This is a genomic window from Aquabacterium sp., assembly GCF_035476535.1.
Classification (GTDB): Bacteria; Pseudomonadota; Gammaproteobacteria; order Burkholderiales; family Burkholderiaceae_C; genus Pseudaquabacterium.
In genome coordinates this window covers 25,486-50,149 of record NZ_DATILJ010000021.1, presented here as the reverse complement: position 1 = coordinate 50,149, position 24,664 = coordinate 25,486, and the positions used below count along the sequence as shown (strand labels likewise).

General features: G+C 69.7%; 22 protein-coding genes. 17 read left to right on the top strand and 5 right to left on the bottom strand.

Translation table 11 applies throughout. From position 1 onward, the window contains the following. Positions 1 to 3: 3 nt before the first annotated feature. Positions 4 to 2,088 (top strand): type III secretion system export apparatus subunit SctV, encoded by a 2,085-nt coding sequence (gene sctV / locus VLK61_RS02790; RefSeq protein ID WP_325418060.1) that lies wholly within the window; start codon positions 4 to 6, stop codon positions 2,086 to 2,088. Positions 2,089 to 2,114: 26 nt separating this feature from the next. On the opposite strand, the gene VLK61_RS02785 is transcribed toward sctV, so the two are convergent. Further along, on the bottom strand, positions 2,115 to 2,459 hold the full coding sequence (locus VLK61_RS02785; RefSeq protein ID WP_325418054.1) for an STAS domain-containing protein: 345 nt from the start codon (positions 2,457 to 2,459) through the stop codon (positions 2,115 to 2,117). A gap of 62 nt (positions 2,460 to 2,521) precedes the next feature. Here VLK61_RS02785 and sctD point away from each other — a divergent pair, with 62 nt between their 5' ends. The 6 genes from sctD (at position 2,522) to VLK61_RS02755 (ending at position 6,840) form a co-directional block, all read left to right on the top strand. Further along, on the top strand, positions 2,522 to 3,859 hold the full coding sequence (gene sctD, locus VLK61_RS02780; protein ID WP_325418052.1) for a type III secretion system inner membrane ring subunit SctD: 1,338 nt from the start codon (positions 2,522 to 2,524) through the stop codon (positions 3,857 to 3,859). After that, positions 3,856 to 4,167 carry a hypothetical protein gene (locus tag VLK61_RS02775; RefSeq protein ID WP_325418050.1) on the top strand — a complete coding sequence of 104 codons (312 nt, stop codon included), beginning with the start codon at positions 3,856 to 3,858 and terminating at the stop codon, positions 4,165 to 4,167. Before sctD ends, VLK61_RS02775 begins: the two co-directional genes overlap by 4 nt. 25 nt (positions 4,168 to 4,192) lie before the next feature. After that, positions 4,193 to 4,450, top strand: a complete 258-nt coding sequence (locus VLK61_RS02770; RefSeq protein ID WP_325418048.1) for an EscF/YscF/HrpA family type III secretion system needle major subunit — start codon at positions 4,193 to 4,195, stop codon at positions 4,448 to 4,450. A 145-nt stretch (positions 4,451 to 4,595) separates the two neighbouring features. Beyond that, positions 4,596 to 5,390 (top strand): hypothetical protein, encoded by a 795-nt coding sequence (locus VLK61_RS02765; protein WP_325418046.1) that lies wholly within the window; start codon positions 4,596 to 4,598, stop codon positions 5,388 to 5,390. Between the two features lie 506 nt (positions 5,391 to 5,896). Further along, positions 5,897 to 6,352: a GNAT family N-acetyltransferase gene (locus VLK61_RS02760; RefSeq protein ID WP_325418044.1), complete on the top strand. Its 456-nt coding sequence runs from the start codon at positions 5,897 to 5,899 to the stop codon at positions 6,350 to 6,352. Next, positions 6,349 to 6,840, top strand: a complete 492-nt coding sequence (locus VLK61_RS02755) for a cupin domain-containing protein (protein ID WP_325418042.1) — start codon at positions 6,349 to 6,351, stop codon at positions 6,838 to 6,840. The genes VLK61_RS02760 and VLK61_RS02755 overlap by 4 nt, the downstream gene beginning before the upstream one ends. A 143-nt stretch (positions 6,841 to 6,983) precedes the next feature. Here the strand turns inward: VLK61_RS02755 and VLK61_RS02750 are convergent, their stop codons facing one another. Beyond that, complete coding sequence (locus VLK61_RS02750; protein WP_325418040.1) at positions 6,984 to 9,428, bottom strand: aldehyde dehydrogenase family protein; 2,445 nt, start codon at positions 9,426 to 9,428, stop codon at positions 6,984 to 6,986. Then, a complete protein-coding gene (gene deoC / locus VLK61_RS02745) occupies positions 9,428 to 10,468 on the bottom strand; it encodes a deoxyribose-phosphate aldolase (RefSeq protein ID WP_325418039.1) in 1,041 nt (346 codons plus the stop codon). Before deoC ends, VLK61_RS02750 begins: the two co-directional genes overlap by 1 nt. Positions 10,469 to 10,607: 139 nt before the next feature. On the opposite strand from deoC, the gene VLK61_RS02740 reads away from it, so the two are divergent. From VLK61_RS02740 to VLK61_RS02720, 5 genes are all read left to right on the top strand, one after another. After that, on the top strand, positions 10,608 to 11,420 hold the full coding sequence (locus VLK61_RS02740) for a DeoR/GlpR family DNA-binding transcription regulator (RefSeq protein WP_325418037.1): 813 nt from the start codon (positions 10,608 to 10,610) through the stop codon (positions 11,418 to 11,420). A 73-nt stretch (positions 11,421 to 11,493) separates the two neighbouring features. Further along, a complete protein-coding gene (locus tag VLK61_RS02735; RefSeq protein ID WP_325418035.1) occupies positions 11,494 to 12,306 on the top strand; it encodes a purine-nucleoside phosphorylase in 813 nt (270 codons plus the stop codon). A gap of 66 nt (positions 12,307 to 12,372) precedes the next feature. Further along, entirely contained in the window at positions 12,373 to 13,992 is a 1,620-nt protein-coding gene (gene ushA / locus VLK61_RS02730) for a bifunctional UDP-sugar hydrolase/5'-nucleotidase UshA (protein ID WP_325418033.1), read from the top strand. A gap of 12 nt (positions 13,993 to 14,004) precedes the next feature. Next, positions 14,005 to 15,327 carry a thymidine phosphorylase gene (gene deoA / locus VLK61_RS02725; protein ID WP_325418030.1) on the top strand — a complete coding sequence of 441 codons (1,323 nt, stop codon included), beginning with the start codon at positions 14,005 to 14,007 and terminating at the stop codon, positions 15,325 to 15,327. Between the two features lie 121 nt (positions 15,328 to 15,448). Beyond that, positions 15,449 to 16,351, top strand: a complete 903-nt coding sequence (locus VLK61_RS02720) for an alpha/beta fold hydrolase (RefSeq protein WP_325418028.1) — start codon at positions 15,449 to 15,451, stop codon at positions 16,349 to 16,351. 37 nt (positions 16,352 to 16,388) lie between these two features. Here the strand turns inward: VLK61_RS02720 and VLK61_RS02715 are convergent, their stop codons facing one another. Continuing rightward, positions 16,389 to 17,336: a GAF domain-containing protein gene (locus tag VLK61_RS02715; RefSeq protein WP_325418026.1), complete on the bottom strand. Its 948-nt coding sequence runs from the start codon at positions 17,334 to 17,336 to the stop codon at positions 16,389 to 16,391. 48 nt (positions 17,337 to 17,384) lie between these two features. Between VLK61_RS02715 and VLK61_RS02710 the strand changes: the two genes are divergently transcribed. The 5 genes from VLK61_RS02710 (at position 17,385) to VLK61_RS02690 (ending at position 23,906) form a co-directional block, all read left to right on the top strand. Continuing rightward, a complete protein-coding gene (locus tag VLK61_RS02710; RefSeq protein WP_325418024.1) occupies positions 17,385 to 18,587 on the top strand; it encodes a beta-ketoacyl-[acyl-carrier-protein] synthase family protein in 1,203 nt (400 codons plus the stop codon). After that, positions 18,584 to 19,381 (top strand): beta-ketoacyl synthase chain length factor, encoded by a 798-nt coding sequence (locus VLK61_RS02705; protein ID WP_325418022.1) that lies wholly within the window; start codon positions 18,584 to 18,586, stop codon positions 19,379 to 19,381. Before VLK61_RS02710 ends, VLK61_RS02705 begins: the two co-directional genes overlap by 4 nt. A 27-nt stretch (positions 19,382 to 19,408) precedes the next feature. Next, positions 19,409 to 21,040 (top strand): NAD(P)/FAD-dependent oxidoreductase, encoded by a 1,632-nt coding sequence (locus tag VLK61_RS02700; RefSeq protein WP_325418020.1) that lies wholly within the window; start codon positions 19,409 to 19,411, stop codon positions 21,038 to 21,040. A gap of 86 nt (positions 21,041 to 21,126) precedes the next feature. After that, positions 21,127 to 22,626, top strand: coding sequence for a type VI secretion system contractile sheath domain-containing protein (locus VLK61_RS02695; protein ID WP_325418018.1), 1,500 nt, complete (start codon positions 21,127 to 21,129; stop codon positions 22,624 to 22,626). Beyond that, positions 22,602 to 23,906: a hypothetical protein gene (locus tag VLK61_RS02690; RefSeq protein WP_325418016.1), complete on the top strand. Its 1,305-nt coding sequence runs from the start codon at positions 22,602 to 22,604 to the stop codon at positions 23,904 to 23,906. The genes VLK61_RS02695 and VLK61_RS02690 overlap by 25 nt, the downstream gene beginning before the upstream one ends. An 18-nt stretch (positions 23,907 to 23,924) precedes the next feature. Here the strand turns inward: VLK61_RS02690 and VLK61_RS02685 are convergent, their stop codons facing one another. Then, positions 23,925 to 24,656, bottom strand: coding sequence for a glutathione S-transferase (locus VLK61_RS02685; RefSeq protein WP_325418014.1), 732 nt, complete (start codon positions 24,654 to 24,656; stop codon positions 23,925 to 23,927). Between the last annotated feature and the right edge of the window lie 8 nt (positions 24,657 to 24,664).

The following is a 24,664-nucleotide window of genomic DNA, read 5'->3' as shown; positions in this document are numbered from 1 at the left end:
CCGCTGCAACGCCTGCTGCAGGCCACAGCCGGCCGCAGCGACCTGGTGCTGGCGGTGATGATCGTGGCCATCGTCTTCATGATGATCCTGCCGCTGCCGCTGTGGCTGGTGGACACGCTGATCGCGGTGAACATGACGCTGTCGGCCGTGCTGCTGATGGTGGCGATGTACCTGCCTTCGCCGCTGGCCTTCAGCTCCTTCCCCAGCGTGCTGCTGATCACCACGCTGTTCCGGCTGGGCATCAGCATCGCCACCACGCGGCTGATCCTGCTGCAGGCCGATGCCGGCCACATCATCGACACCTTCGGCAACTTCGTCGTCGGCGGCAACCTGGTGGTCGGGCTGGTGGTGTTCCTGATCCTGACCATCGTGCAGTTCATCGTCATCACCAAAGGCGCCGAGCGGGTGGCCGAGGTCGGCGCGCGCTTCTCGCTGGATGCGATGCCGGGCAAGCAGATGTCGATCGACGGCGACATGCGCGCCGGCACCATCGACATGGACGAGGCGCGCCGCCGCCGCATGCTGGTGGAGAAGGAGAGCCAGCTCTACGGCGCGATGGACGGCGCGATGAAGTTCGTCAAGGGCGACGCCATCGCCGGGCTGATCATCGTTGCCGTCAACCTGCTGGGCGGCATGCTGATCGGCGTGGTGCAGCGTGGCATGCCTGCCGGCAAGGCGATGCAGACCTATTCGATCCTGACCATCGGCGACGGGCTGGTGGCGCAGATTCCGGGGCTGTTCATCAGCATCTGCGCCGGCATCATCGTCACCCGCGTGACCACCGGCGACGGGCCCAGCAACGTCGGCCGCGACATCGTCGCGCAAATGCTGGCGCAGCCCAAGGCGCTGCTGATCGGCGCGGCCATCGCGCTGGGCATGGGCCTGATCCCGGGCATGCCCTGGCCGGTGTTCATCGCGCTGTCGTTGGTGGTGGGTGGTGTCGGCTTCGCGCTGCAGCGCGGCACGCGGCGCGTCGTCGACGAGAGGACCGGTGCGGTCACCGAGGTGCCGGCCATGCAGGCCGCCGGTGCGCCGGCGGGCGCACGCAAAAAGGGCGAGCCCGGCGACGAGTTCGTGCCCACCGTGCCGCTGCTGATGGACGTGGCCGCGGGCCTGCAGCAGAGCTTCAACGCCGAGGCCTTGAACGACGAGCTGCTGAAGATCCGCCGCGCGCTGTACTTCGACCTCGGCGTGCCCTTCCCCGGCATTGCGCTGCGCTTCAACGAGGCGCTGCCGGCCGAGAGCTACAACATCCTGCTGTCCGAGGTGCCGGTGTCGCAGGGCCGGCTGCGGCCGCACCACCTGTTGGCGCGCGAGACACCGGCACACCTGGAGGCCCTGGGCCTGCCCTTCGAGGCCGACCGCAAGTTCCTGCCCAACCTGCCGACGATCTGGGTTGCCGACAGCCTGCGCGACACGTTGACCCAGGCCGGCATCGGCGTGCTGGACTCGAACCAGGTGCTGACCTACCACCTGGCCTTCGTGCTGAAGAAGCATGCCGCCGACTTCATCGGCATCCAGGAAACCCGGTTCCTGCTGACACAGATGGAAGCCCGCTTCCCCGACCTGGTGAAGGAGGCGCAGCGTGTGCTGCCGGTGCAGAAGATCGCCGAGATCCTGCAGCGCCTGGTCTCCGAGGATGTCTCGGTGCGCAACCTGCGTGCGGTGCTGGAGGCCCTGATCGAATGGGGCCAGAAGGAGAAAGACTCCGTTCTGCTAACTGAATATGTACGCGGCGCCCACAAGCGCTGGATCAGCCACAAGTACAGCAGCGGGCAGAACCTGTTGCCGGCCTACCTGCTGGCGCCCAAGGTCGAAGAGACGGTGCGCGGCGCCGTGCGCCAGACCAGCGCCGGCAGCTACCTGGCGCTGGACCCGGCGGTGGGTAAACGCCTGGTCGACAACCTGAAGAAGAGCGTCGGCGACCTGGCCACACGCGCGCAGCGTCCGGTGCTGCTGACCAGCATGGACATCCGCCGCTACCTGCGCAAGCTGATCGAGCAGGACCTGTACGACCTGCCGGTGCTCAGCTACCAGGAGCTGACGCAGGATGTCAACATCCAACCGCTGGCCCGCGTGGAGCTGTGATGTCAGCCGCCATGTCGGGCCTTGTGTCAGGCGTTCAACTGCGCCAGGGCCGCATCGACGCTGTCGCTCACCGGGAAGAGTGTGAGGAAGCCGCTCATCTCGAACACCTCGCGCACATTGCCATGCACGCCGGACACCGCCACCCGGCCTTGCGGGCTGCCGGCGCGCAGTTTCTTGGCCGCCAGCAGCAGCACGCGCAGGCCGGCCGAGCTGATGTAGTCCAGGCCGGCCAGGTCGAACAGCAGCCGCGCACCGCCGGTGTCCAGCACCTCGCGCAGGCCACGTTCGAGGTCGGGCGAGTTGTGGCTGTCCAGGCGGCCCTGCAGCCGTGCCACGTGCACGCTGCCAACCTGACTGAGCTCGAATGCCATGCGAAGGTGCTCCGTGGGGTGAGCGTTTTGGGGATGGGCGCCAGCATAGCCGAGGCTTGCCGATGAGTGCCGCTGCACACGAGTTGCGCGTGCTGGACGGCCTGCATGCGGGCGCCCGCGCACCGCTGGAGGATGACAGCAGCGTGCGCGTGGCCATTGGCTCGGCATGGGACAACGACATCGTGCTCAGCGATCCCGGCATCGACGGCCGCCATGCGCTGCTGCAGTGGGACGCCGGCGCGCGCCGCTGGCACCTGCTGGCCGATGAACAGGCCGCGCCGGGCCTGGGTCACGCCCTGGGCGAGCCCGTGGCGCTGGGGCCGGTGCGGGTAACCGTGGCCGCCGCCAACGACCGCTTCGAGCTGCATCCCGGACCGGCCGAGCCTGAACCGGCTTTGGTGGACGAGCCGGTGCACGAAGAAGTTGCCGAAGCCGAAGTGGCTATCTCTCCAATGGATCGGCCACGGCGCCGATGGCAGCACCTGCTGGTGCTGGGCTGCGGCCTGCTGGTGGCCCTGGTGGCCGCCGGGCTGTGGCAGTTCTCGCCGGCGATCGGCGAGATCGAGTCACCGGCACGGCCGGCGCCTCCCGCCACAGCCACGCCGATCGCCGCGGTGCAGGCCGCGACGCCCGATTACCGCAGCGCCGTGCATGCGGTATTGAAAGCCCAGGGCCTGGACACCGCGCTGCAGGTGCAAGGCTCGGCGGCCAAGCCGGTCGTCACCGGTCTGCTGGCCGACGCCGCCACGCTGGAGACGTTGGCCCAGGCGCTGGCCCGCCTGACGCCGCGCCCGGGCCTGCAGGTGGGGACGATCGACCAACTGCGTGCCGCGCTGCGCGACGGCGGGCTGCGTGTGCCGGCGACGCTGCAGATGAGCATCGATGCGAGCGGCGCCTTGCGCCTGTCCGGCCCCATCGCCAGCGAGGCCGCCGCCATCGACCTGCAGCAGCGTGTGCAGACCCTGCTGCCGGCCGGCGTGCCCGTACAGGCGGCCTTCGACACGCCGGCAGGTTTAGCGGCGCGCTTCATCGCCGACGCACAGGCCCAGGGCTTCAAGCTTGACGGCCGCTTCGACGGCCAGCAGCTGGCCCTCACGCTCGATCTGCCGGAATCCGATCAAGCGCGCTGGGAGCAGTGGCTGGCCACCAGGCACAAGCAGCTGGCCGGTGCGCTGCGCTTCACCGCCACCTTGCGCAGCGCGCCACCGCCACCGCGCAGCGACCAAGGCCTGCCCTTCCGCGTCAGCAGCATCGTCGGCGGTGAATCGCCCTACCTGGTGCTGAGCGACGGCTCGCAGCTGCTGCCCGGCGCGCAGCGCGGCGACGTGACGCTGCTGCAGATCGACAACGATGCCCTGCTGCTGCAACGCGGCAGCCAGACCTTCAAGGTGCCCCGATGAATCCAGCCCTGCTGCAGACCCCGCTGCCCCAAGACCTGTTGCCCCAAACCCCGCTGCAGCGCGCGCTGCAAGGCGACGATGCCCAGGCGGTGTGGCTCGCGACATCGAAGCGCCTGGCGACGCTGCGGCAGCAGGTCTTGCAGCAGCTGGACCAGGGCCTGGCGCCCGGCGACTACGCCCGCTGCCGGCAGCTGCTGGCCATGTGCGAAGCAGCGCTGCGCGTGCTGCAGACCCTGTCACCCACCGCGACCGAAACGCCGCCCCTCGGACCGGCGGCCGGCTTGCTGCCGCGCCCGGTCATTGCCTGAAACCTAACCCACCACTGGAGCGCCCATGGCCACCACCCCGATTGCCTCGTCGACCGCCGGTCTGAACTTCGACTTCCTGAACGGCAGCATCGCCAAGGTCGTGCAGACCAAGGAGAGCGACCTGCGCACGCTGATCGGCTCGATGGGCGACAACCCGACCACCGCCGACCTGCTGTCGCTGCAGCAGCAGGTGCAGCAATGGACGCTCACCACGCAGGTGCAGAGCACGGTGATCAAGGAAGTGGCTGACGCGCTGAAGGGCATCGTGCAGAAGGCGGGCTGAGGTCCGCGAGGCCAGCGCCTGATCAAGGCGCGGGGCGGCTGGCGGCCCCGCGTGCACGCCTTGCATCGACGCTTGGAAGTCGGTGCCAGTGCCGGTGCCGGTACGTTCCTCCCGTGCTTGAATGCATGTCCCACCGGCTTGCACGGTGTCGACGAATGTCGCCTTGCGCGTATCCTTTCGCGCTGTGAACTTTGACGCCGGCCTGGCCGGCAACTCGATCGTCGGCTACCGGGCCACCCGTCGATCGCGCTCCGATGGCCTGATGAAGGAAGGAACGAGGATCATGCCCAGCCTTGAAGAATTCAGGCAGCTTGTGCACGAAGGCAAGCTGAGCGAGGCCTTTACAGCCTACGAACTCGACTTCAATTCGGAGGCGTTCGACATCTTCGGCAAGCAGGACGTGCAGGGCTACGAGACCGACATCTACTGGTCGTTCGAGGGGCCCAACAAGATCAAGATGAACAAGAGCGCCAGCTCCGATGGCGGTACCGGCAAGAAGATCTACTACCTGCCCTGGAATACCAAGAAGGTGACCAGCGTTCAACTGGACGGCACGAGCCCAGGCTACTTCGTGACATCGCACTTCAGCAACTGCCGCTTCACGATGAACTACCTCGACGCCGAGGGAAAGTCGGTGTTCGTGCAGCACGTCGCGGGCGATACCGGCGGCGGATCAATGGCAAAGGGCACCCAGGAGCGCGACGACCTTGAAATCAAAGTACCGCAGGCCGTGCGCACGCGTCGCTTCTCCGTCAGCGGCCACAAGGCATTCGCGAAGAGCGGAAGGGAGCTCATGAAGGAGCGGGCGAAGCAGGGCACCACCTACTACGACAGCTGCGCTCGGGTCTTCGGCGTCCGCAGCACGTCCGGCGGCTGGGTGTTCTATATGCAGGACATCGATCACAAAGAAAAGGTCATCGGTTTCAAGGATTCCAAGTGAAACGGTTCGATTAGGCCGGCGCTGCGGGTCTTCGAACCTGGGACCAGGGCGCACGGAGCGAAAAAGACTGGGTGCTGTCACTCAGTTTCGGTGGCCGAATGACAGCCGCGACCGAAAGCTGCCTGTCGGCGGCCGCACTGGCGAATGGCGGCTGAACCCCGGAAGCAGCCCGACGTCAGCGACCAGGCCGGTGGCATGAGCCAGCATGGCTCTGGGCAACTGGCCAGCGACCGCTTCCAACGATCTTGAACTGGGGCTCTCGGCCCGTTGCGGTCGTTCGGTTGTTGTTCTGAGAGCCGACATTCGATTGTTGAGTCCTGCGGAGTGGCCGGGATTCCGCCCCGCCGGGGCGGAATCCCGGCCACGTCCAAGTACGCCGGCATCGAATGGCGCCCCCGACCGAACGACCGCAATGGGCCGACTGCAGTCGCACTCATGTGCACCGACGCGCCAAGCGTGGCGGGTGGCGCTTGGCGCAATGGACCACTGAAATGCAGGACCACGCCATGAAGACCATCGTCGTCAGGCCCGCGGTCGCGGCGGACATCGACCCCATCGCGTCGCTGTTCGATGCCTACCGCCAGTTCTATGGCCAGCCGGCCGACCTGGCCCTGGCGCGCCGATTCATCGCTGACCGGTTCGGCAAGCAGGAGTCCGTGCTGCTCGTCGCCGGCACCGGTGCGCCCATCGCGGCCTTCTGCCAGCTCTACCCCACGTTCTGCTCGGTCGAGGCGCGCAAGATCCTGACCCTGTACGACCTCTTCGTGGCGCCCGCGGCACGACAGCATGGCCTGGGGCGGGCGCTGCTGCTCGCGGCAGAGCAGTTCGCGAAGGACGAGGGCTATGCCCGGATGGACCTGACCACCGCGCGAACGAATGCGCCGGCCCAGGCGCTTTACGAATCCCTCGGCTGGCAACGCGATGAGGTCTTCTTCGCGTACAACCGCCACATCAGGCCATGAGCGTCATGTCGAACTCCAAGTACCCGCCCGCCCTGAACGCCCTGGACGTGGCGCCGCCCGCGAAGCAGACGACCTATCCCGAGCCCTTCGCGACGTGGGTCGGCGGACGAGAGAAGCGCCGGCTCGGCGAGGCGTTCGGCCTGTCGAACTTCGGCGTCAATCTCACCCGGCTCAAGCCCGGCGCGGTGTCCTCGGTGCGGCATGGGCACAGCAAGCAGGAGGAGTTCGTCTACATCCTCGAAGGCGCTCCGACCCTGGTGACCGACAGCGGGCCGACGCGTCTGGCGCCAGGCATGTGCGCCGGGTTCAAGGCCGGCAGCGGCGATGCGCATCACCTGAAGAACGACACCGCCGAGGATGTCTGGTACCTGGAGGTCGGTGATCGCACGCCAGGCGACGCGGCGACCTACCCGGACGACGACCTGGCCGTCGTCACGCAGGACGGTGCCTACCTGTTCACGCGCAAGGATGGCTCGCCGCATGCGTAGCGCGACGAGCCGGATCAGCGAGACTGCGATCGAGCTGCAGGTGGCGCGGCTTCCCGCTGTGCCCGGCGCACCGTGAGGCTCAATGCCCGCGTCGCGGTGCGGAGCAGCAAGCGGGTACGACGCCGCTGTGGGCGCCGGCCGCTTTACTCGCCGTAAGGAATCCAGACATTCTTCACCTGCACCGCATGGCGCAGCAGCAGCGGCCCTTCGGCAACGCGCGCGTCGAACCAGTCGATGGCGCGGCCGTTGTCGACCAGCGTGCGTTTCAGGTTGCCGATCGACAGCTTCTCGGCCATCGCACTCAACTCGGCCGAGCCGAAGGCCCACAGGCCGTCGACATCGTCGTGTTCGGCCAGCGTGCGGGCGAGGGTCTGGCTGGCGCCGGTGACGATGTTGATCACGCCGGCCGGCAGGTCCGAGGTCTCCAGCACCTGGTAGAGATCGGTGGCCACCAGCGCGGCGGTTTCGCTGGGCACGACGACCACGCGGTTGCCCATTGCGAGCAGCGGCGCGACCAGGCTGACGAAGGCCAGCAGCGGCGCTTCGGGCGGGCAGACCACACCCACCACGCCGAGTGGCTCGGGCAGCGCCAGCGCCACGCCGCGCAGCGGTGGCTGGTGTACGCGGCCTTCATATTTGTCGGCCCAGGCGGCGGCGCTGAACAGGCGGCCGATCGCGGCCTCGACTTCGGCGCGGGCCTGCTCTGGTGTCGCGCCGGTCAGCGCGGCGATGCGTTCGGCGAACTCGCGGCCGCGCGCCGACAGGTTCTCGCCCAGGTAGTACAGCACCTGCGCCCGGTTGTGCGCGCTGGCCTTGGACCAGCCTTCGGCGGCGCGCGCGGCGGCCACCGCGTTGCGGATGTCCTTGCGGTTGCCGGCGCCCACTTCGCCGGTTAGCGTGCCGTCGGCCGCGAACTGCGGCAGCTCGTGGTTGCCGTCGGGCCGCGCCTGCTTGCCGCCGATGAACAGCTTGGCCGTGCGGTCGATCGCCGGCATCGCGAAGACGTTCGACAGGTCCGGCGCGGCGGCCGGCACCGCGGGGCTTGCCGGCGCTGCCGCCAACGCGCTTGACGGCGCCGTCGACGCGGTGGCCGCACGCAGCGGCAACGCCGCCCAGGCCGCTGGCTTCAGGTATTCGAAACAGCCCTCGCGCCCGCCCTCGCGGCCGAAGCCCGATTCGCGCGTGCCGCCGAAGCCGACCGCGGCATCGAACAGATTGGTCGCGTTGACCCACACCACGCCGGCGATCAGCTTGGGCGCGATGTCCAGTGCCAGGCCGATGTTCTCGCTCCACACGCTGGCCGACAGGCCGTAGCGGCTGTTGTTGGCCAGCAGCACCGCTTCGTCCGGCGTGCGGAACGTGCCGGTCACCAGTACCGGGCCGAAGATCTCCTCGCGCATCACGGTGGCGCCGGGCTGCGTGCCGGTGATCAGCGTGGGTGGGTAGAAGCAGCCGATGCCCGGGCAGGCGGCTTGTGCGCCGGGGGCCTGGTAGACCGCGCCGCCTTCGGCCTCGGCGGTGGCCACCAGCGACTGGATGCGTTCCAGCTGCGCCGGCGCAACGATGGCGCCCATGTCGATGGTCTTGTCCAGCGGCTGGCCGACACGCAGCGTGGCCATGCGCCGCTTCAGTTTCGCAATGAAGGCCTCGGCAATGCCTTCCTGCACCAGCAGCCGCGAGCCGGCACAGCAGACCTGGCCCTGGTTGAACCAGATCGCATCGACCACGCCTTCAACCGCCGCGTCGAGGTCGGCGTCGTCGAAGACGATGAAGGGCGACTTGCCGCCCAGTTCGAGTGTTAGCGCCTTGCCGCTGCCGGCCGTGCGTTCGCGGATCAAGCGGCCGACTTCGGTCGAACCGGTGAAGGCGATCTTGTCCACTCCCGCGTGATCGACCAGCGCCGCGCCGGTGGCGCCGTCGCCGGTGACGATGTTCAGCACGCCCGCCGGCAGCCCGGCCGCCGCGGCGAGCTCGGCGAACAGCAGCGCGGTGAGCGAGGTGTATTCGGCAGGCTTGAGCACGACAGTGTTGCCAAGCGCCAGCGCCGGCGCGATCTTCCAGGCCAGCATCAGCAGCGGAAAGTTCCACGGGATGATCTGGCCGACCACGCCCACCGGCAGCTGGTCGGCGAACTCGCTGGCCTGGATCTGCGCCCAGCCGGCGTGGTGGTAGAAGTGGCGCGCGACCAGCGGCACGTCGATGTCGCGCGTCTCGCGGATCGGCTTGCCGTTGTCCAGGCTCTCGACCACCGCGAACAGCCGGGCATGGCGCAGCACCATCCGCGCCAGTGCGTACAGGTGGCGCGCGCGCACGGCGCCGCCGGCGGCCTGCCAGGGCGCTTGCGCCTGGCGTGCTGCGGCGACCGCGGAATCTATGTCGTTCGCCGTGCCCTGGGCCAGTTTCGCCAACACCTTGCCGGTGGACGGGTCGTGCGTCTGGAAGCTGCCGTCGCGGCCGGCACCAACCCAGCCGCCGCCGATGAAGTGGCCAAAGCCTGCTGCGTGCGCAGCGATCCAGGCCGTCGCCTCGGCGCTGCCCTCCAGCGCGGGCGCGTAGTCCATCGTGTCCATGTAGTGTGCGACGCTCATCAAGCCACCCCGTGGCGGTTGTAGGCCGAGTAGCGGCCGGTGACGTGGTGCTCCAGTTGCCGCTCGATGTCCGACAGCAGGCTGGACGCGCCGACGCGGAACAACTCTGGCTCCAGCCACGGCCGGCCGAGCTCTTCCTTCATCAGCACCTGGTAGTCGAGCACGTTCTTCGCGGCGCTGATGCCGCCGGCCGGCTTGTAGCCGATCATCACGCCGGAGCGTTCGTGGTACTCACGGATCAGGCGCAGCATCACCAGCGACACCGGCAACGTGGCATTGACGGCCTCCTTGCCGGTGGAGGTCTTGATGAAGTCGGCGCCGGCCATCATGCACACCATCGAGGCCTTCGCGACATTGCGCAGCGTCTTCAGGTCGCCGGTGGCCAGGATGGCCTTGACATGGGCCTCGCCGCAGGCGGCGCGGAAGTCGCGCATCTCGTCGTACAGCGCGCGCCAGTTGCCGGTCAGCACATGCTCGCGGGTGATGACGATGTCGATCTCCATCGCCCCGTCACGCACCGAGGCCTCGATCTCCTTGAGCTTCAGCGCATGCGGGTTCAGTCCGGCAGGGAAGCCGGTGGAGACCGCGGCCACCGGGATGCCCGAGCCGGCCAGTGCATCGACTGCCGTGCCCACGAAGCGGTGGTAGACACAGACCGCGCCGGTGGTGATGCGGCGATCGGCCACGCCCAGCGCGGCCAGCAGTTCCGGGTTCACCGGCTGCCGGGCCTTGGCGCACAGGCGCTTGACGCGCTCGGGGGTGTCGTCGCCGGACAGCGTGGTCAGGTCGATGCAGGTGATGGCCTTCAGCAGCCAGGCCGCCTGCGCGTCCTTCTTGACCGAGCGCCGGCCGGCCAGGCCGGCGACGCGCCGCTCGACCGCCGACAGGTTGACCCGCTGTTCGGCGATCCAGTCGCGGTCAAAGGGCTGGCCGGGGTTGCGCTGCGGCGCGGTGGCCGGCGGCGTGCCGGTTCGGGCGTCAGTCGCCACAACGGGCACGCTGGCATCGCGGAGAAGAACAGCCGAAGGGGCGGCGGTCATGGGCAACCTTTGAAGCGCGGACAAGAGACTGTGCATCCGGGCCGGGGCACCTGTCCACGGCCGGCGGATGAATGTTATTCTAGGAACATTGTTGGCCACAAGTTGTTTTCTGCGTAACACGCCGGGTTCACCCACCGCCATGTCCACCTTGTCCGGCACTGCCGCGCGCGAAGCCCGCTGGCGCCAGCTGCAAACCCTGTTTGCGGCCCGGGGTGCGCTGCCGCTGGCGCACGCCGCCGAGGCGCTGCAGGTCTCGGCGATGACCATCCGGCGCGACTTGGCGGGGCCCGAGGCGCCGCTGAGTTGCCTGGGCGGCTACGTTGTCGCAGCACTGGCGCCGGCGGCGGCGCGCTATACGCTGGACGAAGAGGCCGACCAGCACGCGCCTCACAAGCGGCTGGCCTGCCGGCGCGCCGCCGAGCAGGTGCAGGCCGGCGACAGCCTGTTCATCGACTGCGGCACGACGATGCCGCACCTCGCCGAAGCGCTGCCGCCGGACATCGCCCTGAACGTCGTGTGTTACTCGCTGAACATCGCGACGATCTTGAGCCGCCGGCCGAACACGCAGCTGATGCTGCTGGGCGGCCTGTACCACGCGTCGTCGGCCAGCTTTTCGTCGGACGAGGCGGTGGCCTACCTGCGGCGCCTGGGCGTCAACAAAGCCTTCATCTCGGCCGGCGGCGTGCATGCCGAGCGCGGTGCCAGCTGCGCCAACTTCCACGAGGTGCCGGTCAAGCAGGCGGCGATCGCCAGTGCGGCCGAAAGCTTCCTGGTCGTCGACGACAGCAAGCTCGGCCGGCTGCGCCCGGCCTTCTTCAGCCCGCTGGCACGCTTCTCGCGCATCATCGTCGGCGGCGCACCGAGCCCGACGATGCGAACGCAGTTCAAGGGCTTGAAGCTGGAGGTGGCGGCGGCACCGTCGTCCGCCACCGCTGCCCGCCGGCGCGGCTGAGCCGCCGCTGCGCTGTTCATCCGCCTTGCCCTGTCACACCCCTGCCCACCCGCCTGCAACGGAGCCCCCCGCCATGAACCTCGAACAAGCCATCACAGCCAGCGCTGACCGCATTCGCGCCACCGGCCGCACGCCGGCCATCGCGGTGGTGCTGGGCTCGGGCTGGGACGGCATTTCGGAGGCCGTCGAACAGGCGATCGACATCCCCTTCGCCGAACTGGGCGCCTTCCCCGCGCTCAGCGTCGCCGGCCATGCCGGGACGCTGCGTTTGGGTGCTATTGGTGGTCGTGAAGTGGCTCTGCTGCGCGGCCGCAAGCATGTCTACGAAACCGGCGATGCCGCGGCGATGAAGGGCGTGATCCGCACGCTGGCCGCCATCGGCTGCGGCACCGTGCTGCTGACCAATGCGGCCGGCAGCCTGGACAGCGCCATGCGCCCGGGCTCGCTGATGCTGATCAACGACCACCTGAACCTGGTGCAGCGCACACCGCTGCATGGCGAGCCGGGCAACGAACGCTTCGTCAACATGGCGGACGCCTACGACCCGGCGCTGCGCGCGCAGGCTCACGCGGCAGCGGCCGCTGCCGGCATCGCGCTGCACGAAGGCATCTATGCCTGGCTGCTGGGCCCGCAGTTCGAAACACCGGCCGAGATCCGCATGCTGCAGCGCCTGGGCGCGCAGGCGGTGGGCATGAGCACGGTGCCCGAAACCATCCTCGCGCGCCATGCCGGGCTGAGGGTGCTGGGCCTGTCGATGCTGACCAACATGGGTTGCGGCATGGAGGCCGAGGTGCTGAGCCATGCCCACACACTGCACACGGCCGAGGCCACGCGCGAGACGGCAGCGCGCGCGCTGCAGGCCATCATTCCCGCGCTGGTGCTGTAGCCCACCGCCATGGCCGTGCCATGGCATGCTGCACATTCGCATCGCCCCCCAACGAAGAGGCTCCGCATGAACCGTCGTCACCCCGTGATGTTGAGCGCCGCGCTGGTCGCGCTGGCGTTGCTGGCCAGCTGCGCCACGCAGGCGCCGCGCGCGCCGCTGAAGCTGACCATCCTGCACACCAACGACCACCATGGCCGCTTCTGGCCGAATGGCGATGGTGAATACGGCATGGCCGCGCGCAAGACGCTGATAGACCGCCTGCGCGCCGAGGTCAAGGCCAGCGGCGGCCACTCGCTGCTGCTCGATGGCGGCGACGTCAACACCGGCGTGCCCGAGTCCGACCTGCAGGATGCCGAGCCCGATTTCCAGGGCATGAACCGCATCGGCTACGACGCGATGGCGGTCGGCAACCACGAGTTCGACAAGTCGCCCGCGGTGCTGGCCAAGCAGCGCAGCTGGCTCAGCTTCCCAATGCTCGCGGCCAACATCTACCGCGACGGCCAACGCATGTTTCCGGCCTACCAGGTGTTCGAACGCGGCGGCTACAAGATCGCCGTGATGGGCCTGACCACCGACGACACGCAGAAGATGGTGCTGCCCGACAACATCCGCGGCATCGAGTTCCGCAAACCCGCCGAAGAAGCCGCGAAGCTGGTGCCCGAACTGCGCGGCCGGGCCGACATGGTGATCGCCACCACCCACATGGGCCACTACACCGACGGCCAGCACGGCGTCAATGCGCCGGGCGATGTCGAGATGGCGCGGGCAGTGAAGGGCCTGGACCTGATCGTCGGCGGCCACAGCCAGAATCCCGTGTGCATGCTGGCCGAGAACAAGCGCAACGACGCCTATGTGCCCGGCACGCCCTGCGCGCCCGATCGCCAGAACGGCGCCTGGATCGTGCAGGCCCATGAATGGGGCAAGTACGTCGGCCGCGCTGATTTCGAGTTATCCGGCGGCGAGATCAGGCTGATCAAGTACACGCTGATCCCGATCAACATGAAAGTGCGCGGCGCCGACGGCAAGAAGCTGCTGGCCACCGAGGCCATCGGCGAAGATGCCGAGCTGCGCGCCTTCCTGAAGCCTTTCCAGGACAACGGCCAGGCCCGGTTGTCGGCGCCGGTGGGCTCGGCCGACGGTGTGCTCGACGGCGACCGCGATCGTGTGCGCAAACAGCCGACCAACCTGGGCGTGCTGGTGGCCCGCGCGATGATGGACCGCACCGGCGCCGATCTGGCGCTGATCAATTCCGGCGGCGTGCGCGATTCGCTGCCCGCCGGCAACATCAGCTACCGCGATGTGCTGAAGGTGCAGCCCTTTGGCAACACCGTCGCGGTGGTGCAGATGAAGGGCGACGAACTGCAGCGCTTTCTCGAAGCCGCGGCACGCATGACACCGGGCTCCGGCGCCTTCCCGCAGACCGCCGGCCTGCAGATGCAGATCGAGGGCAACCAGCTGAAGCAGGCCCGCATCGCCGGCCAGACTATCGATCCGCAGCGCAGTTACCGCCTGGCCATCACCAACTTCACCGCCACCGGTGGCGATGGGTATCCGAAGCTGAACGGCCACCCCGGCTATGTCGATTCCGGCTTTGTCGATGCCGACGTGCTGCGCGCATACATCGCCAAGCGCAGCCCGCTGAAGCTGAGCGACTACGAACCGGGCGACGCCGTCGTGCGCCGTTGAGGGTCCGCCCCGATGCTTGCCGCTGAAATCATCCGCAGCAAACGCGATGGCGGTGCGCTGAGTGCCGCGCAGATCGATGCCTTCGTGCACGGCATCGTCGATGCCAGCTGGAGCGAAGGCCAGGTTGCCGCACTGGCGATGGCCATCCTGTTGCGCGGCATGCAGCGCGACGAGGTGGTGGCGCTGACCCGCGCGATGCTGCGCTCGGGCGAGGTGCTGCAGTGGCAGGACGCGCAGTTCAAGGGCCCGGTGCTCGACAAGCATTCCACCGGCGGTGTCGGCGACAAGGTCAGCCTGATGCTGGCGCCCATCGTCGCGGCCTGCGGCGGCGTGGTGCCGATGATCTCGGGCCGCGGCCTCGGTCATACCGGCGGCACGCTGGACAAGCTGCAGGCGCTGCCCGGCTACCGCATCGACCCGCCGCGCGAGCAACTGCTGCGCGTGCTGCGCGACAGCGGCTGCGCGATCATCGGCGCCAGCGCGCGCATCGCGCCGGCCGACCGGCGGCTGTATGCGGTGCGCGATGTCACCGCCACGGTGGAATCGCTGCCGCTGATCACCGCCAGCATCCTGAGCAAGAAGCTGGCGGCCGGGCTGCAGTCGCTGGTCATCGATGTCAAGTGCGGCAATGGTGCGTTTGCCGCGACGCTGGACGACGCCCGTGCGCTGGCCACCAGCCTGGTGCAGGTGGCGCAGGCCGCCGGGCTGCCCACTGAAGCACTGATCACCGACATGAACCAGGTGCTGGGCCGCACCGCCGGCAATGCGCTGGAGCTTCGCGAGGCGCTGGATTTTCTCGATGGCAGCGACCGGGAGCCGCGTCTGGTGGACGTGACGATCGCGCTGGCCGCGCGCATGCTGCGACTGGCCGGCCTGGCGCCCGACCTGGACCAGGCGCAGGCCCAGGCCATGGCGGCGCTGACCAGCGGCCGCGCGGCCGAGCACTTTGCGCGCATGGTCGCCGGCCTCGGTGGCCCGGCCGATGTGTTCGCGGCCGGCCGCCAGCTGCCCGCCGCGCCGGTGCAGCGTGAGCTGCTCGCGCCGCGCGACGGCGTGCTCGCGGCAACGGACACGCGCGGCATCGGCCTGGTGGTCGTGGCGCTCGGCGGCGGCCGGCGGCTGGCCAGCGATGCCGTCGATGCCCGGGTGGGCCTGGACGCCGTGCTGCCGCTGGGCACGGCGGTGCGCGCCGGCCAGCCGCTGCTGCGCGTGCACGCGGGCAGCGAAGACGCCGCGTTGGCCGCGCTGGCCACGCTGGGTGGCCTGCTGCGCCTCGCCGACGCGGCGCCGGCAGCGCCGCCAGTGATCGTCGAGGCCGTCACCGCATCGGCGTGAGCGCCTGCGCGGTTTTGCCGCGGCCGCGACGAAACCAATGAAACCTGGCGTGGCCGCGGCGATATCGGCTTGAAACCGCCGCGCCGCATGCTCCGGGCATCCGTTGTCAAGGAGCCCTGCCGTGCATGCCCCTACCCCCTCCGCCCTGGCCCTGGCCGATCATTGCCTCGGCCGTGCCGACACCGTGATCTGCCTGCATTCGTCCACCGGCAGCCAGGCGCAATGGCGGCCGCTGGTGCAGGCGCTGACGCCGCGCTGGCAGGCCCTGGCGCTGGACCTCTACGGCCATGGCCGCAGCCCGGCCTGGCCGGCTGACGCACCGAACACGCTGGATGTCGACGCCGCGACGGTGCTGGCCCTGATGCAGGGCCTGGACGATGGCGATGAGCCGTCGCGCGGCGTGCACCTGGTCGGCCATTCCTACGGCGCGGCGGTGGCGCTGCGTGTCGCGATGCGCCAGCCGCAGCGTGTGCGTTCGCTGACGCTGTACGAACCCGTGGTCTTCGGCCTGCTGCCGGCCACCGCCGGCGAGTACCCGGTGCGCCACGAGATCGTCGACATCGCGCTGTCGGTGGGCGCGCTGGTCAAGGCCGGTGCGCTGGCCGATGCGGCACGCGTGTTCGTCGGCTACTGGGGCGGCCCGAGGGCCTGGGGCGGCATGAACGAAGCGCAGCAGGCCACAGTACTTCACCGCATCGCCACCGTGCCGCGGCACTTCGAGGCCTTGTTCGCCGCCACCTGGCACCTGCGCCAGCTGCGGCGGCTGCAGATGCCGGTGCTGCTGCTGCAGGGCAGCAACACGCGCGCCCCGGCGCGCCGCGTCACCGAACTGTTGCTGCAGGCTTTGCCGCAAGCCCAGGGCCGCGTGATAGCCGGTGCCGGCCATCTGGGCCCGATCACCCATGCCGAACCGGTCCTGGCGGCGATGCGGGCGCACCTGGACCCCGGCAGCATGCTTCCGGCTCCGCTGCCGAGCACGGCCCCGGGAGCGTCACGCGCTGCGATGATTCCGGCCGAGGCTTGACGCCGAGGCCGCCGGCGCCGAGCCGGCCGGCGCGCACTCAGAAATACAGCGCCAGCACTTCGCTGACCACGCCCTCGGCCACCACCGGCACGGCCAGCATGCTGCTCAGCCCGGCCCGCTGGATCTCGCCGGCCAGCTCCGACGGGGCGGCGGCCAGCTGGGCCAGCACGCCGGCGCGCCCATGCGCATGGGCCAGGCCGATCACGCCGCCGGCGCCGCCGCTCTGCAGCGTCAATTCACCGCCGCCGGGCAGCGCGCCGGCGCTTTCGCAATGGCCGAAGCCGCGCTGCAGGGTCTTGCCGGCGGCGTCGGGCAGCCAGCTTTCCACGCGCCGGGCGATCGGCGTGCTGCTGGACGACAGCAGGCTCAGCACCCAGTTCTCGCGCCCGCGCCCCGAGCAGGGCAGCGCCAGCGCGCGCACGATGCCGGCGGCCGCGGCGGTCTGGGCGCGCAGAAAGCGCGCCTGGCCTTCAAGCTGGTCCATGAACACAACAGCCTCACGCTGCCAGGCCTGGCCCGGCAGGCCCGAGCCGCGCGGCAGCCAGGCATCTCTTGACAAGGTTTCAAGCTGCTTCGCGTCCTTGCCGAAATAGCCCTCTTTCAGTGCAAGGTCGCCGCTCAGCCGTGGGTCGTTGTGCCACAACTCGATCGCGCCCTGGTGCGTCGCGGCCTCGCCGCACAGCAGCACCACCACGCAGGTCAGCCGTTCGTCGATGAACACCGGTAGTGCCAGCGCGCAGCCCAGGCCGGCTGCCTGGGCCGCCGCGGTGCGGCGGAAGAACGAGTGCTCGAAGCGCTCCAGCAGGATCGGCCGGCCCTCGTCCCAGGCATGGCCGGGCAGCCCTTCGGCGCGGCCGAAGCACAGGCCCTGGCTCAGCGCGCCGAAGGCCGGCGCCGCGCCGTACAAGCCACCCGCCAGTTCGAGCAGCGCGCCGTCGGCACTGGGTTCCCAGACTTCCGCCACCCGGATGAAGGTGTTGTGCATGGCAGAAGTTGAGCAAGTTGCGGGCCAGCACCTACACTCGCCCGCACCGTGCCGCCTCGCATCACCCCCCTGCGCATCAGCGCCTACACCGCCACCACCGCCGTCGGCCCCGGGCTGGCCGCCTTGCGTGCCGCTTTGGCCGATGGCCGCAGCGGCCTGCGGGCCAATGATTTCGGCGACAGCCCGCTGAGCACCTGGATCGGTCGTGTCGACGGCCTCGAAGACCTGGCGCTGCCAGCGCGCTGGCAGCACTGGGACTGCCGCAACAATCGTCTGGCCTGGCTGGGGCTGCAGGCCGACGGTTTCCTGCAGCAGGCGCTGGAGGCGCGTGAACGCCATGGCGCCGCACGCATCGCGCTGGTGCTGGGCACCTCCACGTCCAGCATCGGCGCCACCGAACTGGCCTACCGCTCGCTGGACGCCCAGGGCCATTTCCCGCCCGGGATGCGGCTGCCGCGGCTGCACACGCCGCATTCGCTGGCGCTGTTCGTGCAGGAAGCGCTGGACCTGGCCGGGCCCTGCATCACGGTGTCCACCGCCTGCTCGTCCAGTGCCAAGGCCTTTGCCGATGCCGAACGGCTGATCCGCCTGGGCCTGGCCGACGCAGCCATCGTCGGCGGCGTCGACACCCTGTGCGGCAGCGTGCTGTTTGGCTTCAACTCGCTGGAGTTGGTGTCGCCCGATCCCTGCCGGCCCTTCGATGCCGAGCGTCGCGGCATCAGCCTTGGCGAAGCCGCGGGCTTTGCGCTGGTCGAGCGCGGACCCGGTCCGCTGCAGCTGCTGGGTTATGGCGAAGCCAGCGATGCCCACCACATGTCCACGCCGCACCCGGATGGCGTGGGTGCCGAGCGGGCGCTGGACGACGCGCTGGCCCGCGCCGGCCTGCGCTGCGAGCACATCGACTACATCAACCTGCACGGCACGGCCAGCCAGAAGAACGACGAGGTCGAAGCCGCACTGCTGGCGCGGCGTTTCGGCCCTGGCGTGCATGCCAGCTCGACCAAGGGCGTCACCGGCCACACGCTGGGCGCGGCCGGCATCGTCGAGGCAGCCGTCTGCCTGCTGGCGCTGGAAACCGGCTGCAAGCCCGGCACCGCGCACAGCCGCACGCTGGATGCGATGTGCGGCCCGCAGATCCGGCTGGCCGCCGAACAAGGCGTGGTGCGCCATGCGCTGAACAACTCCTTCGGCTTCGGCGGCAACAACTGCGTGCTGATACTGGGCGGTGGCGATACCGGAGCGCGCCCATGAGAACGCTCCATATCGACGGCATCGCCTTCTGGGCGCCGACGCTGCCGGGCTGGGACATCGCGCGCGCGGCGATGCGCGACGAGGCCGCGCCGCTGGAGCCGCCGGCCAGACGCCCGTCGCCGTTGCTGCTGCCTGCGGCCGAGCGCCGCCGCGCGCCGGACACCGTGGCGCTGGCGCTCGAAGTGGCCAGCGCCGCGGTGTCGGCCTCGGGCCACGACCCGAAGACCCTGCCCAGCGTGTTCGTCTCGGCGCATGGCGACCTGGCCATCAACGACCACCTGTGCAGCATGCTGGCCAGCACGCCGACCCAGATCTCGCCGACCAAGTTCCACAACTCGGTGCACAACGCCGGCGCCGGCTACTGGACCATGGGCGTGGGCTGCCATGAAGCCAGCACCGCGCTGACGGCTTTCGAGCACAGCTTCGCCAACGGCCTGCTGGCCGCGGCCACCCAATGCGCGGCCGATGAGCGGCCGGTGCTGCTGGTCGGCTACGACGTGCAGGTGGTCGGTGCGCTGGCCTCGGTGACACGCAGCGAGAGTCTGCTCGCGGTGGCGTTGGTGCTATCGCCGAAAGTCGGCGGCAGCAGCGTCGCCGGCTTCGACTGGGCCTTGCAGCCGGCCGAACCCGGAGCGCCGGCCGCTCCTCTGGTGTCGCCCGCGGCGCAGGCCCTGGCCGGCAATGCGCTGGCCGATGCCCTGCCCTTCTTCGAGGCCTTGGCACGGGGTTACATGGATTGGCAGTGTTTGCCCTTATCGTCGAGGCAGTCACTCGCTCTGCGCTTGCGATCCTGAAGCGTCCACTCCGCAGGAGATCGGCCGATGCAATCCCGTGCTCAACCCGCCGAATCCTGCGATGTGCTGATCATGGGCGGCGGCCTCGCCGGCCTGACGCTGGCGCTGCAACTGCGCCAGCGCTTCCCGGCGATGCACATCCTGGTGCTCGAGCGCCGCAGCCACCCGGTGCCCGAAGCCGCGCACAAGGTGGGCGAATCCACCGTCGAACTGGGCGCGCACTACTTTGCCGAGGTGCTGGGCCTGCGCCGGCACTTCGAGCAACGCCAGATCAAGAAATTCGGCTTCCGCTTCTTCTTCAGCGAAGGCCGGCGCGACATCGATCAGGTCACCGAAATCGGCGCCAGCCGCTTGCTCGCGGTGCCCAGCTACCAGATCGACCGCGGCATCTTCGAGAACTTCCTCGGCGAAGAAGCGCAGTCGCGCGGCATCCGCTTCAGCGATGCGGCACGCGTGACGCGGCTGACACTGGCCGAGGGCCAGGCTCTCCACCAGGTGGAGTGGCGGCGCGGCGACGAAGCGCATCACGTCCAGGCGCGCTGGGTCATCGACGCCTGCGGCCGCGCCGGGCTGATCAAGGGCAAGCTGGGGCTGGCCCAGCCCAACGATCACGGGTGCCACGCCATCTGGTTCCGCATTGCCGAGCGCATCAAGATCGACGACTGGTGCGGCGACCCCGCCTGGCAGAACCTGTGCACGCCGCCCGAGCGCTGGCGCTCGACGAATCACCTGGTCGGCGCCGGTTACTGGGCCTGGCTGATCCCGCTGTCCTCGGGCTCGCACTCGGTGGGCATCGTCGCCGACCCGCGCCACCATGCGCTGGAGACGATGAACAGCTTCGACAAGGCGATGGACTGGTTCAAGACCTGGCAGCCGCGCCTGTACGACGCACTCGACGGCCAGCGCGACAAGCTGCAGGACTTTGCCTTCTTCAAGCACTTCTCCTACGGCTGCAAGCAGGTCTTCTCCGGCCAGCGCTGGGCGCTGACCGGCGAGGCCGGGCTGTTCCTCGACCCGTTCTATTCGCCGGGCAGCGATTTCATCGCGATTGCCAACACCTTCATCACCGATCTGATCGCACGCGACCAGGCGGGCCAGGCCGTGGACGCTCATGCCGGGATTTATGACCAGCTGTACCACAGCTTCTACGAGAGCACGCTGGCGATGTACCAGGACCAGTACGCGCTGTTCGGCGAGCCCGAGGTGCTGCCGGTCAAGGTGATCTGGGACTACAGCTACTACTGGGGCGTGCTGAGCCAGCTCTTCGTGCACCAGCGGCTGACCGATCTGCGCACGCTGTCGGCGCTGAAGGATGAGCTGGCTCGCTGCCAGCACCTGAATGTCGAGGTGCAAGCCTTGCTGCGCGCCTGGGGCCAACTCAGCGCCAAGCGCAACCCGGCGCAAATGCTCGACCAGGCCAGCCTGCCGTGGTTTGCCGAACTGAACGCCAGCCTGGCCGACACGCTGGACGAAGCGGGTTTTCGCGCGCGCATGCGGCGCAATGCGGTGATGCTCACCGAGCTGGCCGACGAGATCGTTGAACGCGCCACGGCCCTGCATCCAGCGCTCGATGCCGCGGCACTGCGGGCCGTGATCGGCAGCGCGCCGCAAGCCGCCGAGCCGCGGGTCCGGCGGCTGTTCGAGACCACGCCGGCCTGAGCGCGGGGCCGCTGCCGGCAGTGCCGACACAGGCCCGCGGCCGGGTGGCACACTCGGCGCTCACTCCCCAGGAAGGAAGCGCCGCCATGACCTTCTCGTTCAACTTCGGTCGGGTTTCGGCCAACCGGCCCGCTGCGCAGCCGCGTGAAGACGATGTCTGCCGCATCGTGCTGCTGGGCGATTTCTCCGGCCGCGCCAACCGCGGCGAGCACCGCAGCAGCGACGAGCTGGCGCAGTGCAAGGCCAAGCGCCTGGACCCGGACACGCTGGACGCCGTGATCGCCTCGTTCGCGGCGCGGCTGAGCATTCCCTTGGGCGCCGGCGGCGTGGTGGAGTTCAAGCTGGCCTCGCTGGACGACTTGCACCCCGATGCGCTGTACGACCAGCTGCCGGTGTTCGATGAACTGGCCGTGCTGCGCAAGCGCCTGAACAACCCGGCCAGCTCGGTCGCCGCGGCGGCCGAAGTGCGCGAATGGGGCGCTGCCGCCGGCATCGACCTGCCGCCGCCGGTGGCCCCGCGCGGCCGAGGCGAGGCGCTGCGCATCGACGCCGAGCTGGCCGACTTCGCGCGCCTGCTCGGCCTGCCGCCGAGTCCGCCGCCACCGCCCAGCCCGCTGGAGGCCATGCTGAAGGAGGTGATGAAGCCGCACCTGCTGCCGGCGTCCTCACCCGATGCCGCGGCGCTGACCGCGGTGGTGGATGCGGCGCTGTCCGGCAGCATGCGGGCCGTGCTGCATCATCCCGACGTGCAATGCCTGGAAGCGGCCTGGCGCTCGCTGGACTTCATCGTGCGGCGCTGCGAAACCGACGCGACGCTGATCCTGCAGGTCTACGACATCAGCGCCGAGGAATTCGCCGCCGACCTGAGCGCCACCGACAGCCTGGAAGCCACCGGCCTCTACCGCCTGCTGGTCGAACGGCCGATGCAGGATGCGCGGCTGGGTCCACCTTCGCTGCTGGTCGGCCTCTATGGCTTCGAGATGACGCCCGCGCATGCCGAGCTGCTGGGCCGCATGGCCGGCATTGCCGCCAAGGCGCAGGCCCCGTTCATCGCGTCGATCGGCGCCGACGTCATCGGCTTCGACGAGAAGACGCTGCCGCAGCGCACCGCCGAGGCCTGGGCCGCACTGCGCAAGCTGCCGGCCGCGGCGTACATCGGCCTCACCGTGCCGCGCTTCCTGCTGCGTGCGCCCTATGGCAGGCGCACCGAGACGATCGAGCGCTTCGCCTTCGAGGAGTGTGCCGCGCAAGGGACCGGGCCGGAGTTGTTGTGGGGCCATGCCTCGCTGCTGGCCGCGGTGCTGCTGGGCCAGCATGCGCGCGAGATCGGCCTGGACGAAGAACCCGGCCAGCTGCTGAGCCTGGACGACATCGCCGGCTATTTCGAGGTCGATGCCGACGGCGATACCGTGGCCTACCGCAGCACCGAGCAGCTGCTCACCGAACGCCAGATCGCGCAGCTGCTGGACGCCGGCTGGACACCGGTGCTCGGGCACAAGTCGCTGCCGCAAGTCCGCCTGGCCGGCTTTCATGCGGTCGGCGGCAGGCGGCTGGCCGGGCCGTGGACGGCGACTCGCAGCGTGTGAGCCGCGCCGCGCACGGGCTGGTGCACTGGCTGCTCGTGGCGCTGCTGGTGGCGCCCGGCGTGGCCCTGCTGGCGGCGCTGTGGCTGGCCATCGATAGCGCGCCGCAGGTGGCGCGCCGCGACGACGTGTCGCCGGCCGACATCGACCGGGCGGTGGCCGTGGCACGGCTGCACGACCCGCGCCGCGCCGCCATCGGCCAGCTGCGCCGGGTGCCGCTGAGCGAGCGCGACGTCGACCTGCTGGTCTACCAGGCCGCACGACGCTGGTTGCGTGCGGACACGCAGGTGCGGCTGCACACCGGCCGCATGCTGCTGCAAGCCAGCGTGGCTGCGCCGCTGGGTGCCTGGCTGAACATCGAGCTGACGCTGCTGCAGATCGGCGAGCTGCCGGTGGTCGAGCGCCTGCGCGTCGGCCGCCTGCCCCTGCCCGCCAGCTGGGCCCTGCCGGTGCTGCGCGCCGTCGCCGAACGCCGCGGCGTGCAGACCGATGCGCTGCTGGCCGTCGACTGGATCGAACGCGTCAGCATCAGCAGCGGCCGCCTGATGATCAGCTACCGGCTCGGCCCGGACACGCTGAACCGCCTGCGCGCCGCGCTGGTGGCGCCGATGGACCAGCAGCGGCTGCGCGCCTACAGCGACCGGTTGGCTATGCTGGCGAATGAAGTGAGCGGCAATGAAGTCTCGATGGCCCGCCTGCTGCCGCCGCTGATGGCGCTGGCCGCCGAGCGCAGCGCGGCGGCCAGTGCGGCCGGCAGCACGGCCAGCGGCGATGCCGCCGCCGAGAACCGCGCCGCGCTGCTGACCTTGACCTTCTACGCCAACCACCGCCCGCTGGGCCTGGTGGTGCCGGCGGCCTACGGCTGGCCGCGGCCGCGCCCTTTGCACGTCACGCTGCAGCAGCGCCATGACCTGCCGCTGCACTTCCTGATCTCGGCGCTCATCGCCGCCGAGTCCGGCACGCCGCTGGCCGATGCGGTGGGCCTGTGGAAGGAGCTGGCCGATGCGCGCCAGGGCGGCAGCGGCTTCAGCTTCAACGACCTGGCGGCCGACCTGGCCGGCACCCGCTTCGGCGAGCGGGCGGTGCGTGAACCGCTGCGGCTGCAGGCCCGGCTGGCGGCCGGCGCGCAGGAAGCCGACTGGATGCCCGCCGCCAGCGACCTGCCCGAGTCCTTGCCCGAGGCCGAGTTCCTGGCGCGTTATGGCGGCATCGGCGGCGCCGGTTATCAGCGCCTGCTGGCCGAGATCGAAGCGCGCGTGGCGGCGCTGCCGGTGTTGCGCTGACCGGCCGGCGCCGGGGCGCTACGCGAGGTCCAGCGCCGGGTAGCAGCGGAAGATGCCCTGCTCGTTGAACGGGATGCGGCGCTCGCTGCGCAAATAGGCGGCGACCTTGGGCAGCGCCGTCACACGGTCGTGCAGTTGCACCACGCCGGGTGTCTTCGCCAGCGCGCCGGCGGCGGCCTTCGGAAACGCGTAGCGCAGGCCCTCGACCAGCTGGAACAGCGACAGGTCGGCGTAGCTCAGCTTGCCGCCGACCAGGTGGCGCGGGCCGGCCGGGTTGCGCACGATGATCTGCTCGAACCACTGCAGGAACTTCGGCAGACGCGCGCGGCAGAAAGCCTGGGCGCGGCGCAGCGCCTCGGGCTGCTGGTCTTCGTAGTACAGGCCGGTGTCGATGGGATGGTGGGTGTCGTGCGCCTCGGTCACCATGTCGGCAATGGTCAGCTGGATCTGCTGCGTCCACACCTGCAGCTGCGCGTTGCGCGGCACCAGCTTCAGCGTCGGTCCCAGGTAGTGCAGGATCGCGGCGGTCTGGCCCACCAGCACCGCGCCGTCTTTCAGGAAGGGCGGCGCAAAGGGCGGGTGCGGCTGCGTGCGGTCCTTCATCAGGCGCAGCATCGCCGGCAGGCCTTGACCGGCGGCTTCCGCACCCCGCGCCACGTCGATGTAGGGCGCGCCCGCGGCTTCCAGCGCCAGCCGCACGAATTCGCCGCGACCTTGGATCGTCGGCCAGTAATGCAGTTCATATGCCATGGCGCGCA